At 33.8% G+C, this 14,736-nt stretch carries 10 protein-coding genes and 2 pseudogenes; 4 read left to right on the top strand and 8 right to left on the bottom strand.

The genetic code is table 11. From position 1 onward, the window contains the following. The first annotated feature begins 489 nt into the window (after positions 1-489). Complete coding sequence (locus tag ACPWTF_RS11185) at positions 490-2,037, top strand: vWA domain-containing protein (RefSeq protein WP_427875482.1); 1,548 nt, start codon at positions 490-492, stop codon at positions 2,035-2,037. A gap of 84 nt (positions 2,038-2,121) precedes the next feature. Here the strand turns inward: ACPWTF_RS11185 and ACPWTF_RS11180 are convergent, their stop codons facing one another. The 8 genes and pseudogenes from ACPWTF_RS11180 to ACPWTF_RS11145 all read right to left on the bottom strand — a co-directional run bounded on the left by ACPWTF_RS11180 (position 2,122) and on the right by ACPWTF_RS11145 (position 11,447). Next, positions 2,122-2,868, bottom strand: coding sequence for a tetratricopeptide repeat protein (locus ACPWTF_RS11180; protein ID WP_427875481.1), 747 nt, complete (start codon positions 2,866-2,868; stop codon positions 2,122-2,124). 90 nt (positions 2,869-2,958) lie between these two features. Next, positions 2,959-4,703, bottom strand: a pseudogene (locus ACPWTF_RS11175) (BatD family protein). Positions 4,704-4,811: 108 nt separating this feature from the next. Beyond that, complete coding sequence (locus ACPWTF_RS11170; RefSeq protein ID WP_427875480.1) at positions 4,812-5,579, bottom strand: tetratricopeptide repeat protein; 768 nt, start codon at positions 5,577-5,579, stop codon at positions 4,812-4,814. A gap of 39 nt (positions 5,580-5,618) precedes the next feature. Beyond that, positions 5,619-6,653, bottom strand: coding sequence for a vWA domain-containing protein (locus ACPWTF_RS11165; protein WP_427875479.1), 1,035 nt, complete (start codon positions 6,651-6,653; stop codon positions 5,619-5,621). Between the two features lie 143 nt (positions 6,654-6,796). Continuing rightward, positions 6,797-7,798 carry a vWA domain-containing protein gene (locus ACPWTF_RS11160; protein ID WP_427875478.1) on the bottom strand — a complete coding sequence of 334 codons (1,002 nt, stop codon included), beginning with the start codon at positions 7,796-7,798 and terminating at the stop codon, positions 6,797-6,799. Further along, positions 7,798-9,436: pseudogene (locus ACPWTF_RS11155) on the bottom strand (hypothetical protein). Before ACPWTF_RS11155 ends, ACPWTF_RS11160 begins: the two are co-directional and overlap by 1 nt. Before the next feature lie 62 nt (positions 9,437-9,498). Further along, positions 9,499-10,362, bottom strand: a complete 864-nt coding sequence (locus ACPWTF_RS11150) for a DUF58 domain-containing protein (RefSeq protein WP_320494292.1) — start codon at positions 10,360-10,362, stop codon at positions 9,499-9,501. Between the two features lie 80 nt (positions 10,363-10,442). Beyond that, on the bottom strand, positions 10,443-11,447 hold the full coding sequence (locus tag ACPWTF_RS11145) for an AAA family ATPase (RefSeq protein WP_095928410.1): 1,005 nt from the start codon (positions 11,445-11,447) through the stop codon (positions 10,443-10,445). Between the two features lie 212 nt (positions 11,448-11,659). On the opposite strand from ACPWTF_RS11145, the gene ACPWTF_RS11140 reads away from it, so the two are divergent. From ACPWTF_RS11140 to ACPWTF_RS11130, 3 genes are all read left to right on the top strand, one after another. Then, the gene (locus ACPWTF_RS11140) at positions 11,660-12,535 is read left to right on the top strand and encodes an aldo/keto reductase (RefSeq protein ID WP_427875477.1); all 876 of its coding nucleotides are present in this window, start codon (positions 11,660-11,662) and stop codon (positions 12,533-12,535) included. 133 nt (positions 12,536-12,668) lie between these two features. Continuing rightward, complete coding sequence (locus ACPWTF_RS11135) at positions 12,669-13,424, top strand: SDR family NAD(P)-dependent oxidoreductase (RefSeq protein ID WP_095928407.1); 756 nt, start codon at positions 12,669-12,671, stop codon at positions 13,422-13,424. Between the two features lie 109 nt (positions 13,425-13,533). Beyond that, a complete protein-coding gene (locus ACPWTF_RS11130) occupies positions 13,534-14,679 on the top strand; it encodes an ATP-binding protein (RefSeq protein ID WP_427875476.1) in 1,146 nt (381 codons plus the stop codon). Positions 14,680-14,736 lie beyond the last annotated feature (57 nt).

Raw genomic sequence — 14,736 nt, 5'->3', positions numbered from 1 at the left:
ACGCACCGCAGTGCGTCTAACACAATGTTTGCTGATTAATTGGATGCAAAAAAATAATGCCACAGATTAGAGGATTCAAAAAGATTAATCTATTTAATCATTTTAATCTATGGCAAAAAAACACACATTTAATTTTTTACACCCATTTTATTGTAGAGACGCACCGCAGTGCGTCTAACACAATGTTTGCTGATTAATTGGATGCAAAAAAATAATGCCACAGATTAGAGGATTCAAAAAGATTAATCTATTTAATCTATTTAATCAGTGGCAAAAAAAATATTCGCATTTCACAAAAAAAATATTCTACACCAAATCCCTTTAAAATCAAGGTTTCTCATTTTATTTTTACGTAAGAAAAGGATTTTTAAATTTTTTGGCACGATTTTGCTTACTCGAAAAAATGCAAATAATCGCCTCTAGTACATCCGGAATGCTAGTCCTTATTTGAAGCCTATAACCTTTTATTAATTTTTAAAAATTTACTTTATGAGAAATCTTAATTTCTTTATGATGGCATTCCTTGTACTTACTATTTTCAGCTGTAAGAAAGCGTATGCACCAGATCAAAGTTACGAGACAGTTGATTCTGCTGCGGCTGTAACAGATGCAATTCCAGAGGAAATGTACATTGAACCAAATACAGAAAGCTACGCAGGATTGGAAGAAAATCCTTTTGAATCTCCCCTAAAAGAGCCTCTTTCTACTTTTTCTATTGATGTTGATAATGCATCCTATACCAATATCCGCCGATTTATAAACGAAGGGCAAAAAGTTCCTAAAGATGCCGTTCGTGTGGAAGAGATGATTAACTTCTTTAAATACAAATATCCACAGCCAGAGGGTCAGCATCCGTTTTCTATTAATACAGAATACAGTGATTGTCCTTGGAATAAAAACAGCCGATTACTAAAGATTGGTTTGCAAGGAAAAGACATTCCGATGGCGAACCTGCCCGCTACTAATTTAGTTTTTTTGGTTGATGTTTCGGGTTCAATGGATGAACAGAATAAATTGCCATTGTTGAAAGAATCGATGAAAGTTTTGGTAAAAGAACTGAGAAGCATTGATAAAGTTTCGATTGTAGTTTATGCAGGATCTGCGGGAGTGGTTTTAGAACCAACTTCAGGAGATAATAAAGACGAAATTATGGATGCTTTTGATGATTTATATGCAGGTGGAAGTACAGCAGGAGGAGAAGGAATCGAATTAGCTTACAAATTGGCACAGCAGAATTTTATTAAAGAGGGCAATAATAGAGTGGTAATAGCTACAGATGGTGATTTTAATGTTGGCGCTTCTTCAGATGATGATATGCTGAAATTGATTGAACAAAAAAGAGAATCTGGAGTTTTCTTAACCGTTCTTGGATTTGGAATGGGAAATTACAAAGACAGTAAAATGGAAATTCTTGCCGATAAAGGAAACGGAAATTACGCTTACATTGATAACATTCAAGAGGCAAATCGTTTTCTTGGAAAAGAATTTAAAGGTTCTATGTTTGCTATCGCGAAAGATGTAAAAATCCAAATCGAGTTTAATCCGAATCACGTTCAGGCGTATCGATTGATTGGTTATGAAAACCGAAAATTAAATGCTGAAGATTTTAAAAATGATAAAATTGATGCAGGCGAATTAGGCAGCGGACACTCGGTTACGGCTTTGTATGAGATTGTTCCGATTGGTGTAGAAAGTGATTATGTTCCTTCAGATTTAAAATATACTAAAACGCAGAAAGTGGCTGGAAATCATAGTGATGAATTAGCTACAGTAAAATTTAGATATAAAAAACCTGATGGCAACAAAAGTATTGAAATCGTAAATGTAATTGCAGACCAAAAAACGGACTTAGAAAACAGTTCTCAAGATTTCAAATTTACAACTGCGGTTTCTTGGTTTGGATTAAAATTACGCGATTCAAAATATATAGCAAACAGTTCAAGTTCTGATATTAAAAGATTGGCAAAATTGGGTTTGTCAAACGACGAAGAAGGTTACAGATCTGAGTTTATACGATTGGTTGATGCTGTGAATTAATCATTTAATTCCAAAAAAAGAAAAATTCCAAACTCCAACTTAAAATTGGAATTTGGAATTTTTTATTTAAATATTTTTAAAACCTTATTTTACTTCTTTTATGGTTGAAGAATCAATCCAGCCTTGAGTTCCGTCTGTCAATTCGATTTTTTTCCAGCCTGCAATACTTTCTAAAACATAAACTTTTGCTCCTTCATGCAATAAAATAATTCCAGTTGAAGATTTTTTAGGCTCATGTCTAACTTGGCTTAATTCAGAAAAAACAATGGCTACACGGTCGTTTTCAAAATGATTTTTTTCAGACATTCCCGCTGAGATGCTTAAAGCAAAAGCGACCAAAATAATAAACATTCCGACAAAATAAATTCTTTTTGCAAGTGTAGCGTTCGAAAAATAATATCCAATAAAACTCAACAAAAACACAAAACCGAGCGCAACAGAAATTTTAGCCCAAGTATTATAATCAAAAATAGAAGTAAAGTTCTGAATCAGTTTGGCAAAACCTACTTTTGGAACTTCTTTGATTTCATCAATCGTTAGTTTTTTGGCAAATTTTAAGTTGTTTAACGTCTCCGGGTCGTTTGGTTTAAGAACCAAAGCCTTTTCATAATTATAAATCGAAGGAGCAACTTGATTTAGTTTGTAATAACAATTTCCAAGATTAAAATACACTTCGGCAGAATGTAATTTATCTTCTTTTATGATATTTTCATAAACCTGCGCAGCTTCTTTATATTGCCCTTTTTGGTACAATGCATTGGCCGATTCAAAGCGACCTTGCGCAAAGAAAACCTGCGAGATGAATAAAAAGAGATATAGTATGTTTTTCATTTTCTATTATAATAAAGATTATCAACTTTGCGAACTTAAATTCGACTCAATCTAAATCAATTTTCTTAGCGAACTTTGCGGTAAAAAAAATTAAACAATCTGTTTTTCTAATTCAGAAATAATCAATACAGCCTTATCATAATCCTGCTGAATTGAAGCGCTCGATGCTGGTGCATAACGGGCAAATTCGCAGTTTTCAGTCAAAGCAATAAAATTCTGAACCGTTTCTGGATTTGCATTTCTAGATAACAGCAATTCTCTTATATTGTCTTTGCTCATTTCTGAAGTTTCGATATGTAGTTTTGCTTTCAAGAAATTATGCATTGCTTTTTCAAGTGCAATATAGAAAGGCTCCTTGTTGTTAAGATGTTTCTTCGCTTGCGATAAATATTTTTTAGCCAGCTTATTATTCATTCTAATTCTATTTCCAGTAACATCACTATCCATAGCTTCTTTCTTCTTTCTAGCCAGAATGATTATCGGGATAATGATAAATGGAGCAAACAATAATCCTAAATACAGATTCGAATCATAAAAATCTTTTTTCTCAATAGGAATTAATGCTGTTCTAGATTTAATATTTTTGAATTGATCTGCTTTGGCCACAACATTTTTAGCGGCTCCTGTATTTGCTTCTGCAGGTGTTGGTCAGTCTAACACATCAATCATAATTTCTTTTGAAGTGATGGTTTTATAAGTACCCGTACTCAAATCAAAATAAGAAAACTGCATTGGCTTGATGGCATATTTTCCTCTGTATTGTGGTACAATAGTATATTTATCTGTAATTCTTCCAGACATACCTGTCAAAGAAGTGGTCACGTTTTCATCATGAACAGGATCATACATTTCTAATGCGTTCGGTACAACTGGTTTTGGAAGTGTAAATAACTTCATGTTTCCAGTTCCCTGAGCACTTACTATTAAGTCAAGACCTTCACCATTTTTAAGCGTTGTTTTTGAAGGCGTGACAGTAAAATTGAATCTTCCGACAGCACCAGTAAAGCCTTCAGGTTTATTGGCTTCAGGAAGCGGTCGCACATTGATAGTTTTGGCACCAGCAGAAACCACTTTATTGTCTTCTGTAATGATCATCTGACCAAACATATCACGACGATTTGTTGGCAATTGCACGCCAATATCTAATGAAAGAGGTTCAATAGTAAGTCTTCCTGATTTTTGAGGATATAAAATGGTCTTTTTTAAGATTACATAGTACGCCTGCTGACCTTGATAAGATCCTTGTTGTACAGAAAGTTGTTTGACATCAATGTTCTGATTCCAGAAATCATTGTATTTCGGTTTTGCTAATTCTTTAAAACCAGTAACGCCAATGTTATTAAAATACAGTTTATAAACAACCGTAATAGGTTCGTTTAAGTATGGATTTGTTTTTGAGATTTCAGCAACAAGTTCCAATAATTCATTTCCAGACCCTTGTGGTCTGTCATTTGGATCTCTTTCCTGAGCCACAGCATTGGTTACTGTAACCTTTATCGGATTGGTTTTGTAAACCTGACCGTTGAATTCTATTGCGGCCTGCTTAATGGTGACAACTCCTTTTCTCTCAGGCTGCAAGATATAAGAATATATTTTCTGAAAAGAGCTTCGCCCATTTATCCAAGACTGACTAATCTGTTGGCTTGGTTAGCTGCGACCATTTTAAACCCCTCAAAAGAAGGTTGCTCGAAATTATCTCCGTCAACATTCATGATGAAGTCGATGCGAAGTCTTTCATTTATTCCAAGCGAGTTTTTGCTGACTCTGGCTTCAAACTGTACTTGAGCCATAAGTCCTTGAAAAGTGAGTAGAAATAGAATTAAATATCTTTTCATTACTTGTTTAATCGTTGTTTTTAATGCTTAATCGTTTAAACGTTATTTTGTTTAATCGTATTGTTTGGATCAAATAAACAAATTAACGGTTAAACGATTAACCAAATTTTACCAGTCTTTTTCTGTTTTCTTAGGATTAGTTTTTACTTTTTGAGCATTTACTTTGTCCTGAATTTTCTTTTCCTCATTATTTACAGCGTCAAGCAAATTCTGAACACGTTCTTTTGATATTCCTCCAGGCTGTGGTTTTGGCTCTCCTTGATTATCAGATTTGTCATCTTTCTTAGGATCGTTTTTACCGTCTTTTTTGTCTTTATCTTGGTCGCCTTTGTCGTCTTTTTTATCCTTGTCTTTATCTTTATTTTTGTCCTTGTCTTTATCTTTGTTTTTATCCTTATCCTTATCCTTGTCTTTGTCCTTGTTTTTATCTTTCTGATCGTTTTTAGGAGGATTCTCTTTTAATTTTTGTTTTGCGTAAGCATAATTGTAACGTGTTTCATCATCAGTCGGGTCGTTACGAAGTGCTTGTTTGTAAGCTTCAACGGCTTGAGAATAATCTTTCTCTTTCATGAAAGTATTTCCAAGATTATGATAAGCCTTGTGTTTTTCAGGTCTCGTTTTGGCATTTTTTATCGCTTTCGCGTAAGCAAATTTAGCTTCCGAAATCTGATTTTGTCTATAAATGGTATTTCCTAAATTATATGGAGCTGCTGATTTTTTAGGAAATTTTGATTCCGAAATTCTATAGTTTACCTCAGCATCAGTAAATTTATTCTGTTTATATTCTTCATTACCAGCAGGCAATGATTTGTCCTTTTCTTGTGCAGCAGCTGCAAAAGAAACCGTTAGTAAAATATAAAGGATTAAATTTTTCATTCTAATTTTGTTTTCTGTTCTGAATTTCACTCTGAACATTTATTTCTTTTCATTAAATAAATCCAACTCTTTGATCCAGCTTGTTTTTCTTTCTAATAAGAAAATGTCTAGGAAAAGCAGTAAAAATGCAAATCCGATAAACCATTGGAACTGCGATTGAAATTCTGCCATTTGTGTAGCTTCAAATTCTGTTTTCTGAATATTGTTTAAAGCATTTTTGACATATTCTAAAACTTCTTTCGTGCTTCCGCCGTAAACATAACCACCTTTTGTTGCTTTTGCAATTGTTTTTAAACCTTCTTGATTTAATTTGGTAATAACTATTTCTCCATTTTGGTCTTTTTGATAGCCTCTTACAACGCCATTTTCTTTTAACGGAATTGTTCCTCCTCTTTCTGTTCCAACACCAATTGTGATGATTTTCATTCCTAATTTATTGGCTTCTTCTGCCGCGGCAGTTGCACCTTCAGAATGATCTTCACCGTCAGAAATCAGAATTAATAATTTACTGGTCTTACTCTTTTCATCAAAATAAGTAGAGGATAATTTAATCGCTTCATCCAAAGAGGTTCCTTGAGAAGAAACCATTCCTGGATTCATACTCTGCAAGAACATTTTTGCAACGCTGTAATCTGATGTAATGGGTAAAACTGGGAAAGCACTTCCTGCATACGCTACAATTCCGATTCTATCGCTTCCTAAATTGTTAATGATTTGAGAAACCAACTGCTTACTTTTATCCAAACGGCTAGGAACAACGTCTTCTGCCAACATACTTTTAGAAACGTCGACAGCAAAAACAATATCAATACCTTCTCGTTTTACGGTTTCCATTTTGGTTCCGATTTTCGGATTTACCAAGCCAATAATCAAACAAGTAAGTGCCAAAAGAATTACAACAATTTTTAAAACAGGTTTAAAAACCGATTTCTCAGGGCTCAATCTTTTTACCATTTCCAGATCACCAAATTCACGTTGCGTTCTTCTTTTCCAATACATATTGAAAAGAAAAATACATACCACAATTGGGATAAGTAATAAGAGATATAAATATTTTTTTTCGTCTAATTCCATAAATATTTTTAAAATTCCAATCTCAAATAATGCTGAGATAAATTCCAAATTCCAAACTTGTTTTAAGCTCCAATTCTAAAAATTCCAAATTCCAATTTGTTGTTTGGAATTTTTAGAATTGGAATTTTTTAATTTTTTCAAAATTAAATGAAGCTTCTATAAACCGTATTTCTTAATCCAACTTCAAGCAATAACATTAAACCTGCAAATAAGACAAAAAACCTATATTTTTCGTCGTAATCGTAGAATTTCAGTTCCTGAATTTCTGTCGTTTCCAGTTTATTGATCGATTTGTATATTTCTGCTAATTTATCATTGCTTGTTGCTCTAAAGTATGTTCCGTCTGTTTTTTGGGCAATACTTTTCATCAGCCTTTCATCGATTTCAACTTTTTGCATTTTGAATAAGAAACCTCCGTTTGGTGCGTATGCGTATGGAGATTCTGCCATTCCGTTTGTTCCAAGACCAATTGTATAAACTTTTATTCCGTATTGTTTTGCAATATCAGCGGCAGTTTCTGGTTCGATAAAACCAGCATTGTTAACACCGTCAGTAAGTAAAATAATTACACGGCTTTTTGCTTTGCTATCTTTCAAACGATTTACAGCAGTTGCCAATCCCATTCCAATTCCAGTTCCGTCTTGTAAAACCGTATCGTATTTAATTCCTTTTATAGCTTCAAGAATAATAGCTTTATCGCTTGTAACAGGCGTTTTGGTGTATGCTTCAGAAGCGTACAAAACCAATCCGATTCTGTCATTTGGTCTTTCTTCAACGAAATCGGCAGCAACTCTTTTTAAAGCTTCCATACGATTTGGCTTTAAATCTTTTGCCAGCATAGATCCAGAAACGTCAATTGCCATTACAATATCAATTCCTTTTGTTGTTTTAGTCTGGTTGCTAATATCTACAGTTCTTGGGCGTGCCAATGCTATAATTAATGAGCTTAAAGCGAGAATTCTGAAGACGTATAAAGCAGGTTTGAACTTGATCCAAAACGATTGATTATTTTGAAATCCTGCTGTCGAACTCATTTTTAAGGTAGCCGACTGCTGGTTGCGTTTCCAGAAAAACCAGATTACTGCAATCGGAATTAATAGAAACAACCAAAGGAACTCTGGATTTAAAAAAGTGATCTTGCTCATTAGTTGTTTGCTCTTTGAAGTTCAACAGAATTTAATATTCGGGTCGTGATTTCATTTGCATAAGTATCGCCTTCTTCATGTAAAATCAGGATTTGCTGTAAACCTTGATCTTGTTTGAAAAGTAACAATTCATAATATGCTTTTGTACTCGTTTTAGTTGCTGGATTCAAAACAGTCATTGTTCCGTAACCTTTTACTCCCTGAATACCTTCATTAGTTTGAAAATCTTCTTGTTTTACTATAATATTTTGTCCGCCTTGAGCCTCAATAATTTTTAAAGTGCCTTCGAGAGTTTTACTTAAATCAATATCTGTTGGCTGTTTGAATTTAGATGTTGAAACCGTTACGTAAAAATTATCAATCATACTTCCGTATGCAAAAAGCTGCATTTCTTTGATAAGTGCCATTGCTTCTTTTGGAAGTGCTTTTTGCGCGTCCATTCTTTTTAAAACCTTTGGCGTTTCAATAATAACAGCAGGACTTCCGTAAGCACTTTTTACCCACTCGCCTTCTAATAATTCTTTAGAAGGGTGACCAATTACATTGTCTTTTACATAATTGAACCCTTTGGTAACCACAAAGAAAGTTGTGGTAGCAAACAATAAAAGTATGATAGCGGCAACGGAATAACCAATTCTTGCATTACGCTGTTTTTTAAGCTGTGCCTGAATTTGTTTTTGTCTTTGCGCTTCGTTTAATAACTGATCTTCAATTTCTTCTGGAACTTCAGTTGGAATTGCATTATCAAGGGTTAAAATTACTTTCTGAATTTTATTTCTATCATCGGTAATTTCAAAATCAAGCGGTTTAGATTTCGCAAATTTTACCAAATCGGCCTGACGTAAAACGCGTTCTAAATTTTCAACCGTTTCTGGTGTAAGGGTCATTTTCTTTTTGGTCGAAGCTTCTCTAATCGCAGCAATTAACTCAGAAGTTGTGCTCTCCATTGCAGGAATATGAATGGCTTCTTCAATATAATTTCTAGCAATATCGGTCAGTTCGCTATAGTATTCTTTAATTTCTCCTTTTTGAACCAGTTCTTTTTGTTCTAGATTATTTAATAAACTAGTCGCTTTTTCGATAGGAGTTTTATAAACTTCCTCTTCGATTTTTTTCAACTGGCGTTTTTTTACATACCAGTAAACAAAAGCACCAATTCCTAAAATGGCTAGAACTATTAAAGTGTAAATCCACCAATTTCCCATTCCTTCATCAACAGAAGAAATATCTTTAATGTCGTACATTTTCTGCTGTAAGGTATCAACCTTTACAGCGGCAACTTCAACTTTAATAGAATCAGAGTAAAAAGGTTTTTTATCAATTAAAATTTTGATGCTCGGAATCGTGTAACGGCCAGAATCAAACTGCGTTAAACCATATTTTTTTATAAGTTCGTAATTGGTGGCATCTTTCTTAACCGTATCAATTGGATAAGACTGGATAACTTCTAACCGAACCGATATTTTTAAGTTTGGGAAATTCAACTTTTGATGTTGAAGTCACAACTGTTTTCAGGGTCAGTTTGAACTCGGCACCAATTTTATTTTTGGTGGTATCAATACTTGTTTCTACTTGTTTTTGCTGAGCAAAAATCATGGTAGAAAAAAGCAATAAAAATATATAAAGTTTAAATTTCATTTGATTAACGATTGAAGATTTTAGATTAACGATTTTTGATGGTTAATCAAAACTGCCAAATTTTATCGTGATTTAAAATAGCCTAATAGTTTAGTAACGTAATTTTCGTCTACTCTGGTATTTACAATTCCTGCTCCAGATTTACGGAATGTGTCTTTAAAGTAGTTCAGCTTTTCTTGATAATGTTTTTCATAATTCATTCGAACAGCTTTAGAACTTGTATCAACCAATTGTATTTTTCCGGTTTCGGCATCCAGCATGCTTACCATTCCTAAATTTGGTATTCTTTCTTCGCGAATATCGTATACACGAACACCTGTAATGTCATGTTTTTTTGAAGCAATCTTTAATGTATGCTCATAAGAATCAGACATAAAATCAGAAATCATAAAAATAATAGCTTTCTTTTTCTGGGTTCCAGATAAGAATTTCAAGGCTTGAGCAATGTCTGTTTTATGACTTTTTGGTTCAAATTCAATCAATTCACGAATGATGCGAAGTACGTGAGAACGTCCTTTTTTAGGCGGAATATACAATTCTACAGTATCAGAGAATAATATTAAACCAATTTTGTCATTATTCTGTGTAGCCGAAAAAGCCATCGTTGCCGCAATTTCGGTGACGATGTCTTTCTTGAATTGATTTTTAGAACCAAAAGATTCCGAACCCGAAATATCGACCATTAAAACCATGGTTAATTCGCGTTCTTCTTCAAATACTTTAACGTGAGCTTCATTGTAGCGTGCGGTTACATTCCAATCGATGTTACGAATATCATCTCCGTATTGGTATTGACGCACCTCGCTAAACGTCATTCCTCGTCCTTTGAATGAAGAGTGGTATTCTCCCGAAAAGATATGATTACTCAGTCTTTTCGTTTTGATTTCTATTTTCCGTACTTTTTTTAAAAGCTCTTTTGTATCCATTCTATTTGTTTAAAGTTTAAAGTTTAAAAGTTTCAAGTTCGTTTTGCAACAACTTGAAACCTGAAACCTGAAACAAATTTTTAAGGTACTTCAATCTCGTTAACGATTTTGTTGATAATGTCTACAGAAGTGATGTTTTCTGCTTCTGCTTCGTAAGTGATTCCAACTCTGTGACGTAATACATCGTGAACAACTGCACGAACGTCTTCTGGAATTACATAACCACGACGTTTGATGAAAGCATAACATTTAGCAGCATTAGCCAAGTTGATACTTCCACGAGGAGAAGCTCCAAAACTGATAAGCGGTTTTAAATCGGCTAATTTGTATTTTTCTGGGTAACGTGTAGCGAAAATAATATCAAGAATATATTTCTCGATTTTTTCATCCATATAAACTTCACGAACAGCTTCCTGAGCACGTAAAATCTGATCTACAGAAACTACCGGATTTACTTTTTCGTAAGTTCCTTTTAAGTTTTGACGAATTACAAAACGCTCTTCATCAATTTTTGGATAATCAATAACAGTTTTCAACATAAAACGGTCAACTTGTGCTTCAGGAAGTGCATACGTTCCTTCTTGCTCAACTGGGTTTTGTGTTGCTAATACTAAAAACGGACGGTCTAATTTAAATGTAGTGTCACCAATAGTAACTTGTTTCTCCTGCATCGCCTCTAATAAAGCAGATTGAACCTTTGCTGGAGCACGGTTAATCTCATCGGCAAGTACGAAATTGGCGAAAATTGGTCCTTTTTTAATTGAGAACTCATTTGCTTTAATATTGTAAATCATGGTTCCGATAACATCGGCAGGTAATAAATCTGGCGTAAACTGGATACGGCTGAAAGATCCTTGAACTGCTTGAGAAAGCGTGTTGATGGCTAAAGTTTTTGCCAGACCAGGAACTCCTTCCAATAAAATATGCCCTTGTCCAAGTAATCCGATCAATAGACGCTCGACCATATGTTTCTGACCCACAATAACTTTGTTCATTTCCATTGTAAGAAGGTCTATAAAAGCACTTTCTCTCTCAATTTTTTCATTTATCGCTCTAATGTCTAAAGTCGTTGTATTTTCTTCCATATAAATATTTTTAAAACCTTGATTTTAACGCCTAATTTTTGAGAGTGCAAATTGAATATTTTTTAAGAAGTAAGATGTTAAAGAATGGTTAAAACTTCGACCAAAGACCTAATTTTAAGGACTAATTGTGAATCTATTTTTATATTTTTAAGAACTTTGATGATTATGTTTTAGTAAAGCATAATTATTACCAAAAATAACGCATAATTATTATGAGCAAAACAGTCTTATCGCCTATAATTTCGGGCACTATGAATTGGGGAGTTTGGGATAAAAACCTTACAACTAAAGAAATGGAAAACATGATACAGGTGAGTATCGAAAACAAAATTACGACTTTTGATCACGCGGATATTTACGGTTCGTATACGACCGAAGCCGATTTTGGAAAAGCCTTTCACGCAAGTAAGATTGCCCGTGAAAAATTACAATTAATTACCAAGTGCGGAATTCAGATGATTGCTGATAAACGCCCCGAAAACAAAATCAAACATTACGATTATTCCAAAGACTATATTATTAAGTCTGTAGAAACATCTTTGAAGAATTTAAAAACAGATTATGTAGATGTTTTTTTACTTCACAGACCAAGTCCGTTAATGCAAGCTGATGAAATTGCAGAAGCGGTTGAGAAATTAAAAGGAGAAGGAAAAATTATTGATTTTGGACTTTCAAACTTTACAAGTTCACAAACTGAATTGATTCGTCAGAAAACAGAAGTAAGCTATAATCAAGTTCAGTTTTCTGCTACGCATTATGAAGCAATGACTGACGGAAGTTTAGATTATATGCAGACTAACGGAATTCGACCTTTATCATGGAATCCGCTAGGAACGGTTTTTAGAGAAGATACAAAACAAACTCGCCGTTTGAAAAAACTGTTTTCTACTTTATTAGAGAAATATCATTTAGGTGCAGATACACTTTTATTAGCATGGATTTTAAAACATCCAGCAAGAGTTATTCCTATTGCAGGAACTGTTAACGTTGCCAGAATTCAATCTCTGTCAAAAGCAGTTGAATTAGAAATGGATAAAGAAGATTGGTTTGCGATCTGGACTGAAAGTATGGGCGACGATGTGCCTTAATTTTTAAGTATTCAGTCGCAGTGACAGTATTCAGTTAAACGCGTAAAAAATAGTAGCCACAGATTAAAAGAATTTTCACAGATTGAAAAATCATTTAAATCCTTTTAATCTGTGGCAAAATGAAATCAACAAAATGAAAAAAACAGTTTTAATTACTGGTGCTACAAGCGGAATTGGAAAAGCAACCGCTCAGATTCTGGCAAAAAACAATTATAAAGTTATCCTTTGCGGAAGGCGTAAAGACCGTTTAGAAGAACTCGAGAAAGAACTTTCGGCTTTTACAGAAGTACATTCTTTAGAATTTGATGTTCGTAATAAAGAAGAAGTTTTAGAAAAAATAGGTGCTTTGCCAAACGATTTTTCTGCGATTGACGTTTTAATTAATAATGCAGGAAATGCCCATGGTTTAGATCCGATTCAAAATGGAAATTTAGACGATTGGGATGCGATGATTGACATTAATGTAAAAGGACTTTTGTATGTCTCAAAAGCGATAATTCCGCAGATGGTTGAAAGACAATCTGGGCACATCATTAATATCGGTTCAACAGCGGCAAAAGAGGTTTATCCAAACGGAAATGTATATTGTGGTTCTAAACATGCAGTTGATGCAATTACGGCTGGAATGAGAATCGATTTAAATCCGTTTGGAATTCGAGTTGGAGGCATTCACCCAGGTATGGTTGCAACAGAATTTAGCGAAGTTCGATTTAAAGGAGATGTGGAAAGAGCCGCAAATGTTTATAAAGGATTTGATCCGTTACAGGCAGAAGATATTGCCGATATTATTCACTTTGTAGTTTCACGACCTTATCATGTAAATATTGCCGATTTGGTTGTTATGAGTACAGCACAGGCCTCTTCGACGATTGTTAAAAAGAATATTTAAAACTAGATTATTAGACTTCTTAGAAAGTCGGATCTTTAGTTTAACTTAGGAAACTGAAAATCAATCTGAGAAGTCTAAAAATCTAAGTCAGTCTAATAATCTAAAAAGAATGATTAATAAGCGCCTTTTAATTAAAAATCTCCTCGCTCATAATGACGAAAGCAGTTTTTATGATAAGAAAAGGCAGTTGAATCTTCATTCGCGCGAAGGGAAGGGCAAGTTTCTAAAGCACATTTGCGCGTTATCCAATTCCAACCCAAACAATAATTCTTATATCGTTGTTGGGGTAGAAGATCAAGATAATGAGATTGTAGGCGATGATTTCTTCGATGATAGCCGAATTCAGAATCTGGTAAATGCATTTTTAGAAAATCCTCCAAAAATTCAATACGAAAACGTCCCTTTTCCCAATCTTCCAAAAGACAAAGTAATCGGTCTGGTTACCATAAAACCTAAAAGTAAAATCTCTTATTTTAAAAAAGGAATCCATACTATTCTAGCCAATAGCGTTTTTGTGAGACGTGGCAGTAATTCAATTCCACTAGGAGAACATGAGGTAATCGAAAAGAGCAATCAAAACACAGAAACGGTAATTGGAATAGAAAATAGCTCTCGAAACAGTATTCAATATACTTTAGACGGCGTTATCGATTTTATGAATTTCAGACATAAAGATATGTCGCCAAAATACCGTGTTTTTAAAGAATTATTCGTGATTTGTTGGGCTGGAGTTCCGAAAAAATTACGTGATAAAACGTATTTGTCTCGCGTAGATATCGAATTGATAAACGAACAAATTAAGCTTTTTTATTCGGCACAAGATGTTGTTACAATACAATATAATGATGATACTTTTACCATTACAGAATATGTTCCGCTGGGATTAAATGACAAAACGAGTTATTATCCGTTAGAAGAACAAACGATTCATTTCTTTGATAATGGTTATTATAAAATAGATCGCCAAATGCTTTTTCAGCCACCAGAGTTCAACCGAAAAATGTTGTATCATATTTATAATTCAAATATGGCTTTGCTCGGAAAACTTCAAAAAGAAATTGCATTATCGGATCGTGAAATGAAAGATCTGGAAAATCTTCCTTCTACTTTTATGATTTGTCATTTGAATGGTTTTGAGGATGCCAGACAAAAATTAATAGATGCAAAATTGCTTTTAAAACCGTATAAAAATGTGTACTCTTCATTTAAAGAAGCTTTGAGGGTTTTACGTAAGATGAAATATGATGTTCAGTAGAAAAGGCTCTAAGTTGCTGAGATGCTAAGAATCTAAGGTTTTTTCTATAAAGATACA

Source organism: Flavobacterium sp. MMS24-S5 (assembly GCF_050320125.1).
Classification (GTDB): Bacteria; Bacteroidota; Bacteroidia; order Flavobacteriales; family Flavobacteriaceae; genus Flavobacterium; species Flavobacterium tyrosinilyticum.
Note: the sequence above shows the minus strand (reverse complement) of the source record. Positions and strands in the feature narration are given on the sequence as shown.

Excerpts from the sequence above, each read along its gene's own strand:
- ACPWTF_RS11185 (WP_427875482.1), top strand. The coding sequence starts at position 490 with ATGAGAAATCTTAATTTCTTTATGATGGCATTCCTTGTACTTACTATT.
- ACPWTF_RS11180 (WP_427875481.1), bottom strand. The coding sequence starts at position 2,868 with ATGAAAAACATACTATATCTCTTTTTATTCATCTCGCAGGTTTTCTTT.
- ACPWTF_RS11170 (WP_427875480.1), bottom strand. The coding sequence starts at position 5,579 with ATGAAAAATTTAATCCTTTATATTTTACTAACGGTTTCTTTTGCAGCT.
- ACPWTF_RS11165 (WP_427875479.1), bottom strand. The coding sequence starts at position 6,653 with ATGGAATTAGACGAAAAAAAATATTTATATCTCTTATTACTTATCCCA.
- ACPWTF_RS11160 (WP_427875478.1), bottom strand. The coding sequence starts at position 7,798 with ATGAGCAAGATCACTTTTTTAAATCCAGAGTTCCTTTGGTTGTTTCTA.
- ACPWTF_RS11150 (WP_320494292.1), bottom strand. The coding sequence starts at position 10,362 with ATGGATACAAAAGAGCTTTTAAAAAAAGTACGGAAAATAGAAATCAAA.
- ACPWTF_RS11145 (WP_095928410.1), bottom strand. The coding sequence starts at position 11,447 with ATGGAAGAAAATACAACGACTTTAGACATTAGAGCGATAAATGAAAAA.
- ACPWTF_RS11140 (WP_427875477.1), top strand. The coding sequence starts at position 11,660 with ATGAGCAAAACAGTCTTATCGCCTATAATTTCGGGCACTATGAATTGG.
- ACPWTF_RS11135 (WP_095928407.1), top strand. The coding sequence starts at position 12,669 with ATGAAAAAAACAGTTTTAATTACTGGTGCTACAAGCGGAATTGGAAAA.
- ACPWTF_RS11130 (WP_427875476.1), top strand. The coding sequence starts at position 13,534 with ATGATTAATAAGCGCCTTTTAATTAAAAATCTCCTCGCTCATAATGAC.